26 protein-coding genes are annotated in these 18,794 nt (G+C 31.7%); 8 read left to right on the forward strand and 18 right to left on the reverse strand.

Annotated features, from left to right (window positions below):
* Window positions 1-138 precede the first annotated feature (138 nt).
* Window positions 139-585 carry a nuclear transport factor 2 family protein gene (locus EDF66_RS25615; RefSeq protein ID WP_132846127.1) on the reverse strand — a complete coding sequence of 149 codons (447 nt, stop codon included), beginning with the start codon at window positions 583-585 and terminating at the stop codon, window positions 139-141.
* Between the two features lie 313 nt (window positions 586-898).
* On the opposite strand from EDF66_RS25615, the gene EDF66_RS25620 reads away from it, so the two are divergent.
* Window positions 899-1,654, forward strand: coding sequence for a hypothetical protein (locus tag EDF66_RS25620; RefSeq protein ID WP_132846129.1), 756 nt, complete (start codon window positions 899-901; stop codon window positions 1,652-1,654).
* Between the two features lie 326 nt (window positions 1,655-1,980).
* Here the strand turns inward: EDF66_RS25620 and EDF66_RS25625 are convergent, their stop codons facing one another.
* From EDF66_RS25625 to EDF66_RS25695, 15 genes are all read right to left on the reverse strand, one after another.
* Window positions 1,981-2,295: a colicin immunity domain-containing protein gene (locus tag EDF66_RS25625; RefSeq protein WP_132846130.1), complete on the reverse strand. Its 315-nt coding sequence runs from the start codon at window positions 2,293-2,295 to the stop codon at window positions 1,981-1,983.
* 118 nt (window positions 2,296-2,413) lie between these two features.
* Window positions 2,414-2,701, reverse strand: coding sequence for a hypothetical protein (locus EDF66_RS25630; RefSeq protein ID WP_132846132.1), 288 nt, complete (start codon window positions 2,699-2,701; stop codon window positions 2,414-2,416).
* Window positions 2,702-3,119: 418 nt separating this feature from the next.
* Window positions 3,120-3,479, reverse strand: a complete 360-nt coding sequence (locus EDF66_RS25635) for a hypothetical protein (protein WP_132846134.1) — start codon at window positions 3,477-3,479, stop codon at window positions 3,120-3,122.
* A gap of 278 nt (window positions 3,480-3,757) precedes the next feature.
* A complete protein-coding gene (locus EDF66_RS25640) occupies window positions 3,758-3,940 on the reverse strand; it encodes a hypothetical protein (protein WP_132846135.1) in 183 nt (60 codons plus the stop codon).
* Between the two features lie 109 nt (window positions 3,941-4,049).
* The gene (locus EDF66_RS25645; RefSeq protein ID WP_132846136.1) at window positions 4,050-4,382 is read right to left on the reverse strand and encodes a DUF3592 domain-containing protein; all 333 of its coding nucleotides are present in this window, start codon (window positions 4,380-4,382) and stop codon (window positions 4,050-4,052) included.
* A gap of 403 nt (window positions 4,383-4,785) precedes the next feature.
* Entirely contained in the window at window positions 4,786-5,307 is a 522-nt protein-coding gene (locus EDF66_RS25650; protein ID WP_132846137.1) for a hypothetical protein, read from the reverse strand.
* Window positions 5,308-5,596: 289 nt separating this feature from the next.
* Window positions 5,597-5,989 carry a hypothetical protein gene (locus EDF66_RS25655; RefSeq protein WP_132846138.1) on the reverse strand — a complete coding sequence of 131 codons (393 nt, stop codon included), beginning with the start codon at window positions 5,987-5,989 and terminating at the stop codon, window positions 5,597-5,599.
* A 67-nt stretch (window positions 5,990-6,056) separates the two neighbouring features.
* The gene (locus EDF66_RS25660) at window positions 6,057-6,293 is read right to left on the reverse strand and encodes a hypothetical protein (RefSeq protein ID WP_132846139.1); all 237 of its coding nucleotides are present in this window, start codon (window positions 6,291-6,293) and stop codon (window positions 6,057-6,059) included.
* A 475-nt stretch (window positions 6,294-6,768) separates the two neighbouring features.
* The gene (locus EDF66_RS25665) at window positions 6,769-6,996 is read right to left on the reverse strand and encodes a hypothetical protein (RefSeq protein ID WP_207898794.1); all 228 of its coding nucleotides are present in this window, start codon (window positions 6,994-6,996) and stop codon (window positions 6,769-6,771) included.
* 359 nt (window positions 6,997-7,355) lie between these two features.
* Window positions 7,356-7,751, reverse strand: coding sequence for a hypothetical protein (locus EDF66_RS25670; protein WP_132846140.1), 396 nt, complete (start codon window positions 7,749-7,751; stop codon window positions 7,356-7,358).
* A gap of 115 nt (window positions 7,752-7,866) precedes the next feature.
* The gene (locus EDF66_RS25675; protein ID WP_132846141.1) at window positions 7,867-8,166 is read right to left on the reverse strand and encodes a hypothetical protein; all 300 of its coding nucleotides are present in this window, start codon (window positions 8,164-8,166) and stop codon (window positions 7,867-7,869) included.
* 108 nt (window positions 8,167-8,274) lie between these two features.
* On the reverse strand, window positions 8,275-8,757 hold the full coding sequence (locus tag EDF66_RS25680; protein WP_132846142.1) for an HAD domain-containing protein: 483 nt from the start codon (window positions 8,755-8,757) through the stop codon (window positions 8,275-8,277).
* A 363-nt stretch (window positions 8,758-9,120) separates the two neighbouring features.
* Complete coding sequence (locus tag EDF66_RS25685) at window positions 9,121-9,993, reverse strand: Rpn family recombination-promoting nuclease/putative transposase (RefSeq protein WP_132846143.1); 873 nt, start codon at window positions 9,991-9,993, stop codon at window positions 9,121-9,123.
* Window positions 9,994-10,215: 222 nt separating this feature from the next.
* Entirely contained in the window at window positions 10,216-10,665 is a 450-nt protein-coding gene (locus EDF66_RS25690) for a nuclear transport factor 2 family protein (RefSeq protein ID WP_132768857.1), read from the reverse strand.
* A gap of 211 nt (window positions 10,666-10,876) precedes the next feature.
* On the reverse strand, window positions 10,877-11,083 hold the full coding sequence (locus tag EDF66_RS25695) for a hypothetical protein (RefSeq protein WP_132846144.1): 207 nt from the start codon (window positions 11,081-11,083) through the stop codon (window positions 10,877-10,879).
* 171 nt (window positions 11,084-11,254) lie between these two features.
* Between EDF66_RS25695 and EDF66_RS25700 the strand changes: the two genes are divergently transcribed.
* Together EDF66_RS25700 and EDF66_RS25705 are read left to right on the forward strand one after the other, a co-directional pair.
* The gene (locus EDF66_RS25700; RefSeq protein WP_132846145.1) at window positions 11,255-12,568 is read left to right on the forward strand and encodes a hypothetical protein; all 1,314 of its coding nucleotides are present in this window, start codon (window positions 11,255-11,257) and stop codon (window positions 12,566-12,568) included.
* A gap of 73 nt (window positions 12,569-12,641) precedes the next feature.
* The gene (locus EDF66_RS25705; RefSeq protein WP_132846147.1) at window positions 12,642-13,325 is read left to right on the forward strand and encodes an alpha/beta hydrolase-fold protein; all 684 of its coding nucleotides are present in this window, start codon (window positions 12,642-12,644) and stop codon (window positions 13,323-13,325) included.
* A gap of 88 nt (window positions 13,326-13,413) precedes the next feature.
* Here EDF66_RS25705 and EDF66_RS25710 read toward each other — a convergent pair whose 3' ends face one another.
* Window positions 13,414-14,280, reverse strand: coding sequence for a serine hydrolase domain-containing protein (locus EDF66_RS25710; protein ID WP_132846148.1), 867 nt, complete (start codon window positions 14,278-14,280; stop codon window positions 13,414-13,416).
* Window positions 14,277-14,486, reverse strand: a complete 210-nt coding sequence (locus tag EDF66_RS25715) for a hypothetical protein (RefSeq protein WP_132846150.1) — start codon at window positions 14,484-14,486, stop codon at window positions 14,277-14,279. The genes EDF66_RS25710 and EDF66_RS25715 overlap by 4 nt, the downstream gene beginning before the upstream one ends.
* Before the next feature lie 682 nt (window positions 14,487-15,168).
* On the opposite strand from EDF66_RS25715, the gene EDF66_RS25720 reads away from it, so the two are divergent.
* The 5 genes from EDF66_RS25720 (at window position 15,169) to EDF66_RS25745 (ending at window position 18,736) form a co-directional block, all read left to right on the forward strand.
* Window positions 15,169-15,438: a hypothetical protein gene (locus EDF66_RS25720; RefSeq protein WP_132846151.1), complete on the forward strand. Its 270-nt coding sequence runs from the start codon at window positions 15,169-15,171 to the stop codon at window positions 15,436-15,438.
* A 12-nt stretch (window positions 15,439-15,450) separates the two neighbouring features.
* On the forward strand, window positions 15,451-15,948 hold the full coding sequence (locus tag EDF66_RS25725) for a hypothetical protein (RefSeq protein WP_132846153.1): 498 nt from the start codon (window positions 15,451-15,453) through the stop codon (window positions 15,946-15,948).
* 1,010 nt (window positions 15,949-16,958) lie between these two features.
* On the forward strand, window positions 16,959-17,177 hold the full coding sequence (locus EDF66_RS25735) for a hypothetical protein (protein WP_132846155.1): 219 nt from the start codon (window positions 16,959-16,961) through the stop codon (window positions 17,175-17,177).
* Between the two features lie 54 nt (window positions 17,178-17,231).
* Window positions 17,232-18,086: a hypothetical protein gene (locus tag EDF66_RS25740; protein ID WP_132846157.1), complete on the forward strand. Its 855-nt coding sequence runs from the start codon at window positions 17,232-17,234 to the stop codon at window positions 18,084-18,086.
* A gap of 158 nt (window positions 18,087-18,244) precedes the next feature.
* The gene (locus tag EDF66_RS25745; RefSeq protein ID WP_132846159.1) at window positions 18,245-18,736 is read left to right on the forward strand and encodes a hypothetical protein; all 492 of its coding nucleotides are present in this window, start codon (window positions 18,245-18,247) and stop codon (window positions 18,734-18,736) included.
* Window positions 18,737-18,794: the final 58 nt, after the last annotated feature.

Below are 18,794 nucleotides of genomic sequence, written 5' to 3' on the forward strand. Positions count from 1 at the left end.
ACGGATTAATTTAAATGGAATGAGCCCGGTGGAATACCGAGCTCATTATATCAAAAACACTGCGTAAATTAGTCCAGCTTTTTGGGGTCAGTCCACATCACGATGTGGCTTTTACTAAACATATGAAGTTTACTTAACTTACTTATACGAGTTGATGGATTGCGATACTTTCCAGTTACCACCATCATTGACCAAGGTAACTAAATCGGTCTTGGTAAAACCTTCAAACTGTTGGGTCACTTTTGCAACCATGAAATCATTAGATTGCTCAACAATGGTTGTGCTTGTTTTACAATTTAACTGCTCGCCTTTTTGCTTTTTCAAGAATGAAATAACTTCTGAACGGCTGTTGATCTGAGCTTCTGCTGCCTGTACTTTCTGATTAAAATCTAATGTAAACAACTGCTCTACTCCTGCCGACTGTCCTTCGGTCATAACTGCAACGTAATGATCAATTGCTAAGTCTGCTGTGGATAGATTGACTACCGCTTTTTTAGCGTTGTCTCCTGTTGGTTTGCCTGCTGCCATCGTGAATGTTGATACTGCGATCAAGGCTGCTGCGAATGTTTTTGCTAAAGTTTTCATAATATCTTTATGTTATATTGTTAGTTTATTGTTCTTAGTTGTTGATTCAAAAGTAGGGTGTAAATCGTTCCTACCCTATGGCAATTAGACTAAACCAACTAAAAACTCGGTGAATGGTGGAAATAGATAGGTGAATCTTTCTAAACTTTTTTGATTGGAAAGGAATTGTGATTAAATGTAAACCAAAAGTTGAGTTTAGGAAATACTGCGGTGGATTGGCTAAACTTTTTTGTAAATTAGATTCATAAATAAATACAAGTGTTATCGGTATACAAAAAATCAGACGTTTTATTAAAATCTTAATGCTGAATAGATGAATATATTACAGATTATAGCAAGAGGAATTATTAAAAAATCATTTAATCTTTCAGTTTGGACAATAGAACAATTTCACGATACTCAGATATATGAACAAAAGAAAAGGCAATTAATAAAACTACCTGAAGGTACTTTAGGTCAAGATATTGCTAAATGTTTAGAAGAAAACAAATTAAGATTAGTTCCAAACTATGAAAGTCACGATTTGAAACACGTATTGTTAGATTTTAAAATGACTCCAGTGGACGAAATTAGAATGCAGGCTTTTATGCTTGGAAACGGAAATTATTCAGTTCCAAGTATTATGATTTTTATTTTTGGTTTTATGCTCTTACCAGACTTATGGAAAACATTTTACTTTGATTTTAAAAACGGATCAAAATCAAAACCGATAAAAACCTGGAGTATTGAAGATTATGCACATTGCCAAACTTTAACTTTAAGAGAATATGTAATGAATTATTCAACATCTGAATCACAAAAAGAATTTGATATGAAAACTATACTAAAAATAAGTTCATATTTAGCAGTAATCCTGGGAACTTTTGGAATGATATTTTGTCTACCTTTTCTATTTTCAGCAAATATGCTCGATTTAGTTGGAGCAGGTTTCCCATTTGTTGGAGGAGCCATAATTGCAAGCGCGGGACTAATCTCATTGTCAAACTTGACAAAATATCAAACGAAATTACAACCAGAAATCGAGCAGAAGATAGAATGCAACTTGAATGTTATCAGTACAAAACCATAAATCTTCTACTGAGAATCCGTTCTATACTAGTAAATCATACGATCGAACAATATTCGGAAAAGAAAGGGCTTTTAAATGAATACTTCGTACAGGTATTTGCAAAAAAATAGCACATTTGTAAATTTATAGCTAGGAGAAATGTGGCGCAACGGTTTACTTTGTGTGGCACCTTTGCCCTCTTCGCTGTCTGCCCCTGGTGCCGACGGAAAATCTCCGTACTGATGTAAATTTTGGACATAAGGCTTATAAATTTACAGCAATGGTAACCTAAAGGTGCATGGAAATTCATTTTAGAGATTTAGTTAAATAATTGGTCTAAACCCATATTAAATTAACTTTTTTAATAAAGACACTTTGTTGTCTAACCTTATCCGTAACTCTTCTTCGTTAATATTGAAGCCATCACTAGGGTCATACAATTCTTCTGGATTATATTCGTCAATATCAAGAAAAATTGAATCCATAATACTGTTGACTTCATCATCGAAAGATGAGGTCAACCAATAGTTATCTTCCCTTCTAGTTTGAAGAAAATGCTCCAAAAAACATGAAACTGTAATTTCATTAGATAAAAACACATCAATAAGATAAATATATTTTTGTAAATTTATTTTATCTAATAATTTTATATAATTTACCATAAAAATCCTTTTGTTAAAATCCCTTGAATTTGCGCGGGACTTAAAGCGGCTCCGCTAATAAAATGCCCTGATGGAGATGCCATAACATTCAATCCGGTTTGTGGATTTAAATAAAATGTTACAAGATTATTTGCATTCCATTTTCATAATGATAATGATCTTGACTTGCGCATGTAAATTGTTGGATAAAATTTGGCGTCATTTGATATTCTTTTTTCACATTGAAAAAACTATTAAATAATGCCCAGTCGTACACTCCTTCATCAATTGGATATTCTGTTAAAACTCCTGATAATTTATGTTTATCTATCCATATTTCTGCCTTTTCAATTGAAGTAAAAACGCCACTTGAAAACCTTCCTCCTTCTCCGTGAAAAACCCAAATTGTATTTAACGTATTATTCATTTTTTATTGATTATTATAATTAAAACAACAGCTTCATATGCTAAAGTCTTTAATCAATGACAGCCGATGACAAACATTGCTCCAACTTGCATACCTAAATTATGCTGGTCCATAAGGATGTATTCATCATCATGCCGCTCTCGCCACATTCCATTTACTGACTTTCAACATTCCGGCTATATTGGGTCAGGCAACGAATCTAGCCAAGTAATCCAATTGCCCCTCTAAAACATAAGAACTTTCCAAAGTATGTGTACACAGATTTAAGTCACTCTGCATTTATCAGATCAATAATTGTTTTCCATCTGTTCTGCTGAACCCTATAGGTTTTCCTTGCTATTTTAAAGATACTTATTATTTATCTGTCATTTACCTTCACAACTGAGCTCATGGCTACGCTCTTTCAGTTATTTATCACTTAAGTTGAGTAAGCTTCAAAATGTTCAAATAAAATTATATCATTATCCATTGTGGATCTCTCCAGGTTATCTTCATATGGATCAAAACTTATATAATAAAATCCATCACATTTTAAAAGTTTAAACATTTCTATGTTGTAGAAAAAAGACATAGAATTATAATTAAATCCATATTCTTTCACAACTTGAAATACTATTTTCATTTCTTTTACTTTTGAACCTTGGATTTTAAAATTTACTTCCACGCAAAGAACATCGTCTATCAAACATACATTAATACGATATATCACCGCATTCGACAAATAAGCTTGATTTACCAATATGTCTAGTAATTCATCATCCTTTCCTAAATACACCATAGTACCTTTTAATTATTTCCACAAATTTTTTATTTTGCTTTATCCTTCTCTAATTCATTGTGTTTGGGAGTTCACCCTTGCTGTCTTTCAGATGGTTTAGGATCATTGGGTGAGGATTAGCTGCTGTTTATGAACATGATCACTTATTTCATTTTTAATAGGCCGATTCACTCTATGTCCTTTATTCTATTCTTTTTGTACATTACCATTAGGTCTATAAACTTTAGTAGTTGTTCACGGATCATTAGTAACAGTAGCATTTGGCTACCCTTTATCAACTAGTCTATTTTTTCTGCGAGTCCTGAATTATTACCATTTGAATCAATACTATCTTGATTATCACCCGAATAAAGCATCATCGGATTCAACTGAACCTTGCTCCGTGTACCAGCTATTCTCATAGAATATCCCAATTGAGGATACTTATTTGCATTTGATACCACTCCAACAGCTGCTACCAAAACAATTGCAGTATTGATAACTTCCCAAGTTATGCGTACCCAGACTTAGGTCACTTTGCGTCTATCAAATAAATAATTTTTTCCACCTGTTCTGCTGAACCTAATTCATTTAATTAATTTTCTTTAAAATGAAGTCATCGGTATCGTCTTTATTATAAATTACAATTACCTTTTCTCCTATTTCATAACTTGCAGGGTAATTTCCGACAGAATATTTGCGTCTGACGTTCTCCTTATCCAAAGTTTGATATCTGACTACTGGATAGTAAACACTGATTCTACTCCAGTGATCAAAATCTAAATCGACAATAATTCCTTCTGTTCTTAGTCCGTTCTTTTCTAACCTACGTTTCTGCTGTGTCCTTGAAACCAGTACATATACTATTACAGTACTGATAAACAGAACGAAGACTATAGTAGTAAAATCGACATTGATCTCCATTTAATTTTTGTTAATTATGATCTTAAACCAATTGTTAAAATAATTTGTGATAGCTTCTTTATACTGATTAGTTGATTATACGATTTCTTAAAGGTTCGCTTTTACTTTTAAATTAAAGCTTGCTGACTTGCTCCCAACTGTTATTTCACTAGAGAAATCTATCTCCGTTCGTTTCATTTCGGAAGTTAAGAATACGACATTCCAGCGTCCTATTTCAGCAAGCCCGATATAGGGGGATTGTAAACGAAACTAGTGCCATAATCTTACTGGCTTCTAAGCGCGCATTTGATTTATTCAGATATAATCTGTTTTTCAATTACCTACATAATCCCATTAAGGGTTTTCTGGGGGATCGACTCTATCAAATTCTTTATTTCCTTTTGAATCTTTTTCTAAATTACAATTAATAAAACCAAGACTCTTCAACGAAAACCAAAATTCTTTTCTTATTTAAATAGTACCTATATAGTGGAATATCATCTAATAATGGATATTCCAACTCTTGCTTACCAAAATCTATAATTTGTGATTTTTTTGTATTTTCAAATAAACCAACATCATCAAAAACCAATAGTAATCGTTCATTATTTTTTATAAATCCTTTCTGCTTAATTCTTATAGCTTTTTTTAGAAAAAGATTAGAATATTCTTTATCAAGAATCGAAAAATCAAGAAAAACGCTATCATGTTTACTCTGGGTCAGTAAAATATTTATTCCGGATTTACCAAGCAGTTTCTCAAAATCAAAATCTTTATCTAACTGTCCCACAGCCTTAAACAAAGCTACGCTATCAGAATAAACTAACTCTGGAAGTTCGATCTGCAGTGAACTTTTCTTATCATTTACTTGATCCTTTTTTATATTATTAGAACCACAAGCGATTAAAAAGTGTAAAAAACAAATTAAAATAACACTATATTTCATCGTATTAAATTTTTAAAAAATTATCGATACATCCAATATTAAACTGAATAAACTTTGCATTTTTAAGGGTGAAAATAGAAAAAGTTTGGAAATAAAAATAAGCGAGCAACAAAATTTTGATCGCTCATTTTTACTATAAATTCTTTACTTCTAAACTGTAGTTTTTTGGGAGGAGATCACACATGCTATTTAGTCACCTCTGCTTTGTCAATAAATCGAGGAAGGAAACTAAACCCATAGTCGTGCTTTGTATTCAAAAATTATAGCAGGCTTACCATTCCTAATTGTACTAAAAAGAAAATAACATTTTAGTAGCGCTTATATTCGTTTCAACGGATCGTAAATAAATTAAAACTTCGTCGTCATCAGTTCTGACCTTCACTAAATATCTTCCTGAAAAGGGGCTAACTCCGCCATCAATTACAAGAGTATCTTTAAAAATACACCAAGATCCTAGTCCCAAACGGTCTTTGTCCGTACGCGCAAATGAACATTCTCCATTTTCATGAAATGACAACATATTAGCTTCAAGAGTATGTAAAATATCTGCAGAGTCACGACTCATCGACTCTATAATCCAGTTTCCTCGAAGAGTTTCTTTTAATGGATTTCTGCAGGAAATCGTAAATATTAACGACAACACTAAAATAAAAAATTTACCGTTTGATTTTTTTATCATCATAGTTTTCGACATCTCTATAAATAAAACATGTCCAGCCAATCATATTAAAGATGAACTGCTGTCACAATTAACGATCTACTTGATAAATAACAGGTTCTTTATCACAACCATTATAAAAAACATGTAATCTTTCACAATTTGAACAACGCACCACGATTTTCATCTCGTTGTATAATTCTTCTGCTTTTATCGCAATATCAAAGTATCTCTCGAAAGAAATATCTGATATCATGTGATACTGATTAGGATTTGGAATTTCACTTAAACTAATTACATAATCACAAACACATCTTATTTTTGGCATAATAATTACAATTTTAATATTGGTCGCTTCTGCAACTTGAACTCTTTCTAAACTATTATAAAGTTGAGATGAAACAACATTTGTTTTCGAAAGATCAATGACAACTCCAAATATTCTGATAAACCCTAAAAAGACTTCTTTTCAATTATAAAGATACTTATTTTTTGTATGATATTTTGTTCCGCTTTTTAGTGTGTACTCGATTGTAAGTGATATCAGTATTTGCAACATTTTACTAAATTCCATCGATATAATCACGAACATTATACCTTCCTAAAAAGAAACTAGAATTGTATTTATACTTAATTTATAAAAGTGATCGTGTCATTTTGAACTAAAAGTACGGTTGCAAAAATTCATCACAAATAAAATCTTGACCGCCAACTTTTATTTATGATTTTTGTATTTTAAATATTCCATCTTATTTGAAGAAAGTTTGTTTTTAAAATTTTTATAGAAACTAAAAACGATTGATCTATTTTGTCACAAAACCAGAGCTCCATGCATCTTGGTCTAATATATATCGACTAATTTCAAAACCTTCTAAATAATCTTTAAATCCCTTTTCTTTTGATTTTCTTTGTAATGCCTCTTCAGCTAATAACTCGGAACTGTACACTCCAATTAATTTAATATCTTCTCCTCCATCGAGATTTTCGTCAGTGTGCGTGTGCCACAATATATAAACATTTCCCATATTCATTTTTATAAATTATTCCCTTCTCATGCTTTTTGTAACCTAACTAAAAATGAATAATTTATAAAAAACAACTTTTCTATTCTTTAATAAAACCAGATTTCCAATGATCATCATTTACCATATATTCATCTATCTCAAAGCCATCTAAATATCCCTTAAATCCCACGATTCCATTCAGAATCAGTCGTCAGGATAGGATTATTCATACCATCGTTATAGGCGGAGACATGATCAAAGTCCTCCGCCAATGGATATAGCAAATTAAATTTGCCGATCTCTGTATTCCCGATATATCGAGACAGACGACGAATCTAGCATCGTAATCGTAACGCTCTACACTTTTTCCATTTAATTATCTGGAATCACTCATAACGAAATGGATTAAATCCATTTACTATATCAAACTCTGGCTCTTCTCCTTTAGACCTTAGTCTTGGATAAAATTCCATCAAGATATATTGATTTGGTAATATAAACAAAGACATTGTGCTGTAAACATCAGCTTTTACAGATAAAATTTCAACTTTCCGAAAACCAATACCCAATTTCTTTTTTATCGTCTTATATTTATATGGATTATTATTGATACTATCTTTTGTAATCAGCTCTCCATCTATTTTCACTTGTGCATCAATACTGTAACCGTCTGATGTTGAAGATGACATACCCAGATATATGATCGTTTCATATTTTACACCAAAGAGAAAAAAAGCTATCAAAGCCAAAACAATCACCAAAATTATAGTTTTTCTTTTCATTAAAAACAAATTATTTATATCGTAGTCCTAATGACTTTATTTGAAAAAAGTTTCGAAGCGTAACGCTTAACCTTAGTTAATAATAAGCTAACGGATTTCTCTTCTCAATGTTAATCTAATACAAAATTAAACTATCATCAATACCTTCATTTTTATCATTTTCAATATATAGGTATTTGCCAACTTCAATATTACCTGCAGACAAAAGTAAACATACCTCAATATTATACTCCTCGAAAACTCTTTTCGAAAATACAATTTTTATATCTTTTTCAATTAACACAATATCATCAAAAGACATGCTTAATTCATCTTTCAAGAATTCATTTTCATCACTTTGAATACACCATTCGAAGCTTTCTTTGGCTTTACGATATAGTAGCGATAAATGTGAGTCCGAATTTAAAAACTCCATGATCAATTAATTTTAACCGTTGTAATAAATTGTATTATTCTTGATTTCTCAATTGAATTTACGGGAGTAATCACAGCCTCGTGTTTAATATTGTAGAACGGCAAGTTCTCAATCGATCTTACTTGACAACCTTCTCTGTAAAATTCGTTTTAAGTCATTTATATCATTTAAACCAGTATAAGAATTCGTCAAGACTAACCGATCCTTTAGATGTGCAGGTAAATCATTCAGGGACTTATCATCATCTATAATTACAACCTCTTTATAGTCTAAATTATTGGATTGAATCCATCCGAAAATCTCCTCTCTTCGAGTATATCGATGATTTGAAAAATACTCTTTATCATCTAAAATGGATAGATTTTTCAGCTCCAGTCCCCTAGTTTTAAAAATGACTTTCCATTCTTGAATACTATATTTAAAACGATGTGATGTGGAAAGAATGACTTTGTCCTTCGTTTTATAAATAACAGACTTTAAAATCTGAATAGCTTGCGGATTAAACTTATAAAAACCATCCTCATCCAATTCCACTTTCTGATGTGGATTAGCATGAACCAATACTCCGTCTATATCTAAGAAAAAAATCATTGCTCCGTCTTTTTATATTATTTGTTCAAAGGTTTGGGTTTGGAAAATATAAGCTATCCTTTATTAAAAATAGCGATTTATTTCTGTATATATCTTAAAAGAAACACGCTATTTAGTGAGCTGAAATTAAAGAGATAAATTTCCATTACCTTTTGATTACCACATTTCTTATAAATTGTCTGAAAATTTTTTAGACACTCTTTCTTCTCTTCATGACTAAAAGTAAAGTTTATCCTATGAAGCAGAAAACTACCTTTCATTCATAGAAGAAGGAATGATTTGGAATTGCACAAAAAAAACCGCTTGGTCATCCCAAACGGTTCTGTATATTTTAGAACACTGTTCTACTTCAGTTTTTCGATTTTAAAGTTTGTTAATAACCTCCAAAGATATGCCTAAACTTTTTGAAATAATTTCATTGCTTACTCCAGATTTCTTTAACTCTCTTGCTGAAGCGATTTTCTCAGCATAGGCTTTAGCCTCTGCTTCTTTCTGTCCTTCTTTTTTTGCGTATGCCAACGTGTTGGTATAATCGCGTTTACGATCTAAGCTGGATATGTATGACATCTGTTCCTCAGGCGTTAGTTTTGCCAGTTCTCCTAGTTCAAAGATACGGGAGAATATTCTTTTATCCAAATAGTTAGGTAGCTTATCGATTTTATCCAAGTGCTTCATAAGATACATACATTGATCCAGAATCGTCGGTAAATCGGCTTTAGCTTTATTAAAATTAGGTAATACAAGCATCTTGTAACTCAACTTAGGATATAGCACCTCCTGATCGAATTCGTCAATAATCTTACCACTATAAAAGTACTTATCACTATTGGCAACATCCAAACGAAAGCCTAAAACAGCGATAAAATAAATTGGCGGTAACTCATAATTATCTCCTTTCTTTCCTTTTTTAGCTAGACGACTAATGGTCCTAGAGGTGTAACCCACCGCACGATCAAAAAAGAAATCCTGATTCTGCAATTGCATCTCTACTAGAAAAACTTCTCCACCTACACCAACACATCGCAAATCAAAAATAACTTTGCGCTCATTAGGTTCATCGCCATCTTCCTCCACATTGCTATAGGTAAGATCCTCTACAACATGTTCGCCTTCTAAAATACTATTCAGAAAATTAATTAGGTTACCCTTATTCTCCTCTCGACCGAAATAAAATTTCCAACCGAAGTCACTTAAGATATCGATGTACTTCGAAAGGTTACTTATCTTTACACTCATAATGGTATATTACTGGTTATCAAGTAAAAATAAAAAACAAAACTTTTTAAACCAAATAATTTAGCAAAAATACTAAATTATTTATCAAATCAAATAGTTCTCTACTTACTGTTAAAAGAATAGGAAAAAACGTTTGTTGTTGGGTAAAATAGTTGTGAATACTAAAAAGAAAAGCCACATCTCTCGACGTGGCTTTGAATAAACATATGAAATTTACTTAACTTACTTATACGAGTTGATAGATTGAGATACTTTCCAGTTACCACCGTCATTGACCAATGTGATTAAATCGGTCTTGGTAAACCCTTCAAATTGTTGGGTTACTTTTGCCACCATGTAGTCACTGGATTGCTCAACAATGGTAGTGCTTGTTTTACAGTTCAGCTGCTCCCCTTTTTGTTTTTTCAAGAATGAAATAACTTCTGAACGGCTGTTGATCCTATCTGTTGAGGCATGTACTTTCTGTTTAAAATCTGAGGTAAACAACTGCTCTACTCCTGCCGACTGTCCTTCGGTCATAACCGCAACGTAATGATCAATGGCTAGATCTGCTGTGGATAGATTGACGACCGCTTTTTTAGAGTTGTCTCCTAGTGGTTTGCCTGCTGCCATAGTGAATGTTGATACTGCGATCAAGGCTGCTGCTGCGAATGTTTTTGCTATAGTTTTCATAATGTCTTTATGTTATATTGTTAGTTGCTATTTGTTTGTTGATTCAAAAGTAGGGTGTAAATCGTCCCTACCCTATCGCAATTAGACTAAACCAACTAAAAACTCGGTGAATGGTGGAAATGGGTAGGTGAAGTGGTTGAACCTGGAATGGGGTTATTCTGCTGTCGTCCACTTGTCAATAACAAAGGCACAAAAAAAAACCGCTTAGTTATCAAAGCGGTTCTTTATATTTTAAAAATATAGGTTTCTTGATTTTTTCTATTTTACTGCGTAGAATCCTTCGGAGTTCTTCTATGGAAAGTGTGGTACCCTTAGCAATTTGCTCGACAGGTACACCCATTTTCTTAAATTCTAATGCAATTGAAATAGCTTTTTGACGCTCACCTTTCTCGATACAATGCTTCTCTGCTTTATCCAATAAATAGCATAGAAATAAAAGAACTCTTGCTAAAAATTGTCATTCTGGGAGCAGATCTTGAAAAGAAATGCATAAACAAAGAATGATTGTAGGAATTCAGACCAATCCAATAAATGGTTTAAATATTTGTTTAATTTTGTTTTAGTTATCTTATAAAATTATAGCCAGATTATGAAAAAGGTGTTTACGGTCATTGTATGTTTAATCCATATTTCAATAGCATTTGCACAACAGTCTAAAGTTGAAAATATAGACAGTATCTCCAATTATTTCAAAGAAATTAAATATGTAACAAAACAAGAGGTAGAATTATGGAATAGAGATTTATATGGAAGTATTTTATTAGTTAATCCTGAAAATCGCCTACTATACAGTAATGAACCTGATATTAAGAATACTTTAAAGCTACAAAAAGATATTTATGTTGGTACATTACCCGACAGCATTAATATTGCAAATACCTCAATGCAATGGAATGGCAAAACTTGGGCAATGATAATGCTTCCTCTGTTTAAAGATAGATATGACAGAATCAACTTATTAGCTCACGAGCTTTTTCATACAGTGCAGATTTCTTTGGGATTTACCCAATATAACAAAGAAAGTAACCATCTGGATCTAAAAGATGGAAGAATATATTTACGGTTGGAATTGGAAGCTCTCAAGAAAGCGATTCTTTCTAATACACAGAAAGAGCAAAGCAAGCATTTAACCAATGCCTTTATTTTTAGAAAGTATAGAAATGCTATTTTCCCCGAATCTTATGACACTGAAAATCAACTCGAACTTAACGAGGGTCTTGCAGAATATACAGGTTTTATGATTAGCAATAGAAATAAAGAAGCGGCAAAACAGCACTTTGTCAATAGTGTAAATACTTTTATCAAAAATCCTACCTATGTGCGGTCTTTTGCTTATAATACTACTCCTATATATGGTAATTTTCTAAGTAAAAAGGATAAATATTGGAATCAAAAAATATCTGCTGATAATAACCTAACAGATTTTTTTATTGAAAATTTAAATATTAAGATACCTACTGATTTAAAAGCTACTGTTGTGAAAATTTTTAAAGAATATAACGGCGAAGAAATTATTCAGGAAGAAGAAATAAGAGAGGCAAAAATAAAAATAAGAATAGCAGAATATAACTCTAAATTTATAGAGCAACCACATTTTGAAATAGGTTTCGAAAATATGAATATTTCTTTTGACCCACGCAATATAGTTCCAATCGGTGATAAAGGAACAGTTTATCCGAATATGAGAGTAACAGATAACTGGGGGGTTCTTGAAGTAAATAATGGTGCTTTAATGTTCCCTAATTGGAATAAAATATCTATCAGTATTCCTACAAAAATAAATGGCCAATTAATAGAGGGGGACGGTTGGTCATTACAATTAAATAAATATTATACGGTCATAAGAGATGAAACAAGCAGTAATTATATCCTTGTTAAAAATAAAAATATATCTCTCTTGTAGGAGCTGTTACACCTCTGCATCGATTAAGCAAGCTATATACAAATGAAATTGGTTTATATCTATATTATTTAAAATGACACCATACATTTTAACACTCCTATTTCTTATTTTTTCTATGCACTCAAATGGACAAGTAAAGGATAAAGCTAAGTATAACTATGACTTGTATCTGCCAAAGGATTATAGTTCTAGTGGAAAAAAATATCCGCTATTAATTTATCTACATGGAGGATCGCAAAGAGGAAATGACATAAATAAGCTTAAAGTGTACGGAATGCCCTACCTTATACAAAAGGGACATGATTTTGATTTTATAATTGCTTCCCCACAATGTCCCGCTGACAAATACTGGTCATCAGAGAATTGGTTTGAACCTCTTTACTCTGATCTAATGTCTCAATATAGAATCGACACCAGTAGGGTTTACTGTACTGGCATCAGCATGGGTGGCTATGGGACATATATAGTTGCCCTGGATTTCCCCGATACCTTAGCGGCTATTGTACCATTGTGCGGTGGAATTAACGATAGTGATATGACGAGAGTATGCAATCTTAGTAAAACACCGATCTGGACATTTCATGGTACTGCTGACGATCAAATCTCTATCCATGAAACAGAACGAATTGTCAATGGCTTGAGAAAATGTAATGGAAAAATAAAATTTACCAAACTAAAAAATAGAGGTCATGGGATTGAAGATTTATATGAAACTAAACCGGAAATATATGAATGGTTGCTTAAGAACAAAAAGTAGCTATTGAAGTTGCTAACTCTGTGCACCGACGAAGTTGGATATCTGTAAATTTGTTACTTTTTGTAATCGGCTTTCTGGATATTATGGGTTATTTAGGGACGTTCATCTCGATTTTTAATGCTAGTTCACCAAGGTTAGCAACATTCGTATTGCTCAGAATAATAATCGTAGTGGTCTTATTCAAAAATTTCATCCATACTGCGTTAATACCCATTATTTGTCCATATCTCTCCATTCGTCTTTCATCTCCTAGACCTTTAATCCATACCCCATAACCATAATCATCAAGTCCGGGAGTAAGCATTGAATCAAGACTTCTTTTACTTATTAATTTTAGTCCATACAGAGCGTTAGAGAATTTCAGTAGATCTGAAGGTGAACAATACATGGCACCAGCGGCATACCAGTTTTCTATAAACATAGGTAAACTATTAATGAAAATAGCTGAATTTTTGTCCTTAAAATAAGTACTTGCTAGATTTTTTATTATATCTTTCTCATGCATTACGCCCGAATTATGCATGTCCAAAGGTCTTAATATCTTTTCATACAACACCTCTTCATAAGTTTTACGATAGATCTTTTCAATGATTTTCCCTAAAATAATGTAATCTGCATTATTGTAAGTGAACTTAGTACCCGGTTCATTTGCAAGAGGTTTATCCCAAAAACTTTTTAAAATCTGATCTGAAGTATACGGAGTCTGAAATATACCCAGACCATATTTCATCGCGTTATCTACACTTGAAACTGTATCAATGAGTACAACTCCCGAATTATGGTTAAGCAGCTGATGTAAGGTAACTTTTAAACTTACTTTATCTGGATATTCAGGTAAATAAGTCTTAAAAGGTTTATTTAACTCCAACTTTCCCTGCTCTACCAGTTGAAGGATCAGGACTGCTGTAAAAGCCTTTGTTATCGATGCAATATTGTAGATAGTTTCATTGTTTATTGAACATCAAATCTTCGATCTGCTATACCAAAGCTCTCATGATAGATTATAGCAGAATCCTGTTGAACTAGTATAGTTCCGTCAAAGCCATTCTTCGTTACATAAGATTGAATAAAGGATTTCAGAGAGTCTTGTTGTGCTACTGAGTTGTAATGGAATATTATCGTTAAAATAAAAATAATCAGATATTTCATTTTGGTTTTCATGTATATTGGATATAAAGCATTCATTCTTGTTTCGAATTAATATTTCGCATGATAATTATCAATAGATTTGCCAAATACTCAATCAACTTTTAATGAATACCTTACAAGGATTCGTGATGTCCGATATCGGACGATTAATGTCAGATAATGGACATTAGTGATATATTTATCTATCAATTTATTTCAAAGCTACTTTACTATATAAAAAGACATTTCTATTTACACTAGAAGGATTCAGTCTTTATTCGAGACTGTTTCGCCCCTTTTTCGGAACGTCTCTACTGTTTCTCTACCCTGCCTATACTCGGCCTATACTGTTTCTGTAGAGGCAAGGTAGACAAACAGTATACAAACAGTATAGGCACAATAGACATTTCCCGAAGCCTTCCCGAACAGCGTGCGAATAAGTACCGAAGCTGAATACGATGATATTTAACTGAATTCCTGAAAAGGTCTGCTTGAAGAAGAAAAGAAATCCTTATATTATTTATATCTTCAACACGAAGGTTATAACCAATTTAAAGAAATGGATGATTTACAGGATAAAGTTTGGTATGCGTGCTATGGCTCTAATCTTTTGGAAGAGCATTTTCTTTGCTGCATAAAAGGTGGACAACCGGCAGGTGCAAAATAGATATATAATGGATGTCTTGTTAAAACATTATCCTTTGATAATTAAGACATGTATATAAACTATGAGCTTTATTTTGCTAGGGCTTCTAAGAATTGGGATAATGGTGGTGTTGCTTTTATCAGAATGACTTTTAGTTCTACTGTACAGGATGCTTATGTAGCTTTCGGAGGATTGTACAAAGCATTTCAAAATAGCGTTAATAATCAAACATGGAGTTCAATTCAATCTAAATTGGGAAATAAATTGCCATCATTAAATGATAGAACTCGAATTTTAGCTGATTACGAACTTGGTTATAAAGGAGCAAAATGTCAATAAAAATTTTAAATTATGAAAACGTATTTTTTTTCTACACTGCTATTACTTTTTATTTCTCTTAACGGCTTTTGCCAGAAAAGTGATGAATTTCCATCATTTGAAAAGTTTTATTCGAGCATATCTGAAACTTTAAAATACCCTCCCGAACTGCGCGATAGTTGTATTGCAACTATCGCATTGATGAAAGTAAATTTTAATAGCAATGGAGGTACACCAACTATTAGTTTTTCAGATAGTGCTCATGACTCATTTGTCAAATATGTGCAAAACATTAAAGGAAAGCTTGATTTCAATAGTATTTATGTAGATCTCAAAAAAAAGGGGTATGAATCCAAAACAGTATTAATACCTCTTCAGTTTGATTCCGAAAAGATCTTTGAATGTAATTCGGCAATTTCATCCTCAACTATAATGAAGTTGTATCTTTTTGACGGGAAACCATGTTCAGGAGAATATGTTATGTATCCTTCCGTCTACTTCAAGGTTGTAGTAGGTCAAACTCATGAATAAAATGCGATAATGTACTGAAGTACAATGTAGCTACCGACAATTGAAACCAAGTAATATAAAAGCGGAACTTTGTTCCGCTTTTATATTACTTGTCTTTTCTTTAGCTAGTGATTCACTGAAGTCTTTACTTGCCTTCCTTAAGTGATTATTGACAGTTTTTTTAAATATATTAAGTTCGGCAGCAATTTCCTTATGCGTTTTTAAATCTTCTCAGCTCATCTTAAAAACCATACAGCATTTTTGAGGTAATTGTACTATAGCGTTTTCAAGCCTAGTAAAAGATAATCGATTTCAGGAATAAAAGACAGTTCCTGAACTATCATATCTGGCTCAAATTTCCTCAGTCTTTCATGAATAATCATATCAGCTAATTTTTTTTCGTAATTTTTATAGACGTGATAATATTTCTATTTTAGTCTTATACTTTGGTCCATGAAATTCTGAAAAGAACTTGATTAAAAGATTCTTTCCCATTACAAGCTGGAGGAACATGATCTAATACAGTTCTTAACAGTAACGGAATAATAATTATGTTGAATACAATTACTAGTAATTTCTGTGCATCAAGCAATCAATTTATATAAATCATATTGACATTTACCATTTAGTTCTACTAATTCTTGAATACCCTTTAAATTAATAAAATTCGAATTTCCCTCAATGTATCGTTCCTGAAAAGGTCTGCTGAAAGAAGAAAAGAAAGCCATATATTATTTTTATCTTTAACAAGAAGATTATAAACAATTTAAAGAAATAGAAAATCTACAGGTCAAATTTAGTATGTGTGCTATAGTTCTAATCTTTTGCAAGAACGTTTTCCTTGCTACCTAAAAGGTGGACAACCAGCAGGTGCAAAAACGGTATATGGAGGATGTCTTGATAAAACATTACCCTCTGAAAGTGTAGATATGCATATTAACTGAGAGCTTTATTTTGCTAGAGCTTCTAAAAATTGGGATAATGGTGGTGTTGCTTTTATCAGAATGACTTTTAGTCCTACTGTATCAACAATGGGAAGGAACTATCTGATAACAAAAGGTCAATTGATTGATATAGCTAAACAGGGAACGAACACGGTATCTAGTCTTGAATTGGATTTTAATAAGGCTATACAGGATGGTTCTTATATATTTAAAGAAAATTCTTGGTATGGTAATCTGTTATATATAGGACAACAGAACGATTATCCAATATTCACCTTAACAAATGAAAGTGATAGTATGAACTAAGTATGGGGATCAAACGCAAAAAAAATATCATAAATTTTAAAACTTCATTCTATCATGAAAGACTTTATAAAAACACTTTTTTTATTTTTTATAATTTTTGGAACTTCAATTCTAAACAGCCATGCGCAATCTGTATTTAAAAATAATAAAAAGATCTCTGAAATATATGATACCTATCAAAATATTGATTCAATATATATTGAATACATAAATAATACTCCAACGTTTTTATTTTTATATGAACCTTTAGAGGGAAAATCTTCAAATCCAGATCTTAAAAGAAAATCAACTATTTATAGTTTAGATTTTGAAGGGGATAAATTATGCTTAGAACTCCAATACAATCTTTTATACCGATTTATTTTTCAAGATCAATTAGGATCAGAGATTCAAAAATCCAATGAGAAAAAAAATTTAAATTTAGTGATTACATCGAAAAAATCAGTTGTTCAAGATATTTTCCCGTCTGGACCAGGAGCTAGCGCTATTTTAAACCCTGAAAATAAACAAGATTTCATAACCCTTCTAAATACAAATTATAAAGATTGTACTGATGTCATTACAGATTCGGTATTAATTATTCAGGCTGTGATCAATAGAATTGGAGGTATTCAAAACAGTGAAATAATTTATGGGAAATCAGAGCCTCTGTATCAGTATTTGATGAAAACATATCACTATTTTGAGGCCAGTCAACCTGTTCAAGAAAAGATTCGCAAAAATTTTCCAAACAGAAATGTAAAATGGCTTTTTAAACCTAGAGTTAGTAATACGCAAAGGACAAGTTTGATTGATATATATCTTCGCCTCAATCCAGATAAAACTTTCACATTTTCGGCAGAAGGAAGTTACAGACGTTTAAAAATTAAAGATTATCAGGAGGATCCTAATGATCCAATATTTTATTAAAAAGATGCTATTTCAACAAAAAGATTTTAAATATTTTAGGCGATACAGCGTATGATGGCTATTTAACAGAATATGAAAGAATATTAAATGGCACCTATAACTATGTTGCTGTTGTACATGTAAAAATTATAGCACCCATATCCACATCACTTTTGCGGATGATAGAAATAACGATTTTAGAAATACTCAAAAGAAATATTACAAAATATAATTTATTAAAAGCTATGAAAAAAATGATAGAGCGTTCAACTCTAATAGTTTTATTTTTATTAACAATCCTCTCAACAAATGTTTTTGGGCAGAATCAAATTAAATTTAAAAAGGAGGGTATCAATGAAAATATTAAAACTCTTTTTAAAAATAACGAAGAGATAGATTCTATCATGATAGAATTTGAAAATAGTATACCACTTAGACTAGAAATATATAAACAGTCAGACTCTATAACAAAATATCAAACTGATAAACCAAAACCTTTTATAATTAAGCATGGCACTTTTTATAACTTAAATTTTGATGGTGATATGTTTTTTCTAAAAAAAGAGTTGAATTTATTATACCAAATTATCTCCAATAAAAACTTAATTAAAAAGATCTCAAACATAGGTAAAGATGTAAATCGTCAGCATAATTTGGACATAATTGATTAAAAACTAAGAGAGTGTTTTCCTAAAAAAGATTTAACTTTAATCATCATGGGAAGACCAA

The organism is Sphingobacterium sp. JUb20 (genome assembly GCF_004342035.1).
GTDB classification, from domain to species: Bacteria; Bacteroidota; Bacteroidia; order Sphingobacteriales; family Sphingobacteriaceae; genus Sphingobacterium; species Sphingobacterium anhuiense.

Coding starts and splice junctions, on each gene's coding strand:
- EDF66_RS25675 (WP_132846141.1), bottom strand. CDS start 8,166: ATGGAGTTTTTAAATTCGGACTCACATTTATCGCTACTATATCGTAAA.
- EDF66_RS25705 (WP_132846147.1), top strand. CDS start 12,642: ATGACACCATACATTTTAACACTCCTATTTCTTATTTTTTCTATGCAC.
- EDF66_RS25735 (WP_132846155.1), top strand. CDS start 16,959: ATGGGAAGGAACTATCTGATAACAAAAGGTCAATTGATTGATATAGCT.
- EDF66_RS25660 (WP_132846139.1), bottom strand. CDS start 6,293: ATGCCAAAAATAAGATGTGTTTGTGATTATGTAATTAGTTTAAGTGAA.
- EDF66_RS25690 (WP_132768857.1), bottom strand. CDS start 10,665: ATGAAAACTATAGCAAAAACATTCGCAGCAGCAGCCTTGATCGCAGTA.
- EDF66_RS25635 (WP_132846134.1), bottom strand. CDS start 3,479: ATGGTGTATTTAGGAAAGGATGATGAATTACTAGACATATTGGTAAAT.
- EDF66_RS25630 (WP_132846132.1), bottom strand. CDS start 2,701: ATGAATAATACGTTAAATACAATTTGGGTTTTTCACGGAGAAGGAGGA.
- EDF66_RS25725 (WP_132846153.1), top strand. CDS start 15,451: ATGAAAACGTATTTTTTTTCTACACTGCTATTACTTTTTATTTCTCTT.
- EDF66_RS25655 (WP_132846138.1), bottom strand. CDS start 5,989: ATGATGATAAAAAAATCAAACGGTAAATTTTTTATTTTAGTGTTGTCG.
- EDF66_RS25625 (WP_132846130.1), bottom strand. CDS start 2,295: ATGGTAAATTATATAAAATTATTAGATAAAATAAATTTACAAAAATAT.
- EDF66_RS25720 (WP_132846151.1), top strand. CDS start 15,169: ATGTATATAAACTATGAGCTTTATTTTGCTAGGGCTTCTAAGAATTGG.
- EDF66_RS25715 (WP_132846150.1), bottom strand. CDS start 14,486: ATGAAAACCAAAATGAAATATCTGATTATTTTTATTTTAACGATAATA.
- EDF66_RS25645 (WP_132846136.1), bottom strand. CDS start 4,382: ATGGAGATCAATGTCGATTTTACTACTATAGTCTTCGTTCTGTTTATC.
- EDF66_RS25700 (WP_132846145.1), top strand. CDS start 11,255: ATGAAAAAGGTGTTTACGGTCATTGTATGTTTAATCCATATTTCAATA.
- EDF66_RS25740 (WP_132846157.1), top strand. CDS start 17,232: ATGAAAGACTTTATAAAAACACTTTTTTTATTTTTTATAATTTTTGGA.
- EDF66_RS25670 (WP_132846140.1), bottom strand. CDS start 7,751: ATGAAAAGAAAAACTATAATTTTGGTGATTGTTTTGGCTTTGATAGCT.
- EDF66_RS25665 (WP_207898794.1), bottom strand. CDS start 6,996: ATGAATATGGGAAATGTTTATATATTGTGGCACACGCACACTGACGAA.
- EDF66_RS25650 (WP_132846137.1), bottom strand. CDS start 5,307: ATGAAATATAGTGTTATTTTAATTTGTTTTTTACACTTTTTAATCGCT.
- EDF66_RS25680 (WP_132846142.1), bottom strand. CDS start 8,757: ATGATTTTTTTCTTAGATATAGACGGAGTATTGGTTCATGCTAATCCA.
- EDF66_RS25615 (WP_132846127.1), bottom strand. CDS start 585: ATGAAAACTTTAGCAAAAACATTCGCAGCAGCCTTGATCGCAGTATCA.
- EDF66_RS25620 (WP_132846129.1), top strand. CDS start 899: ATGAATATATTACAGATTATAGCAAGAGGAATTATTAAAAAATCATTT.
- EDF66_RS25685 (WP_132846143.1), bottom strand. CDS start 9,993: ATGAGTGTAAAGATAAGTAACCTTTCGAAGTACATCGATATCTTAAGT.
- EDF66_RS25745 (WP_132846159.1), top strand. CDS start 18,245: ATGATAGAAATAACGATTTTAGAAATACTCAAAAGAAATATTACAAAA.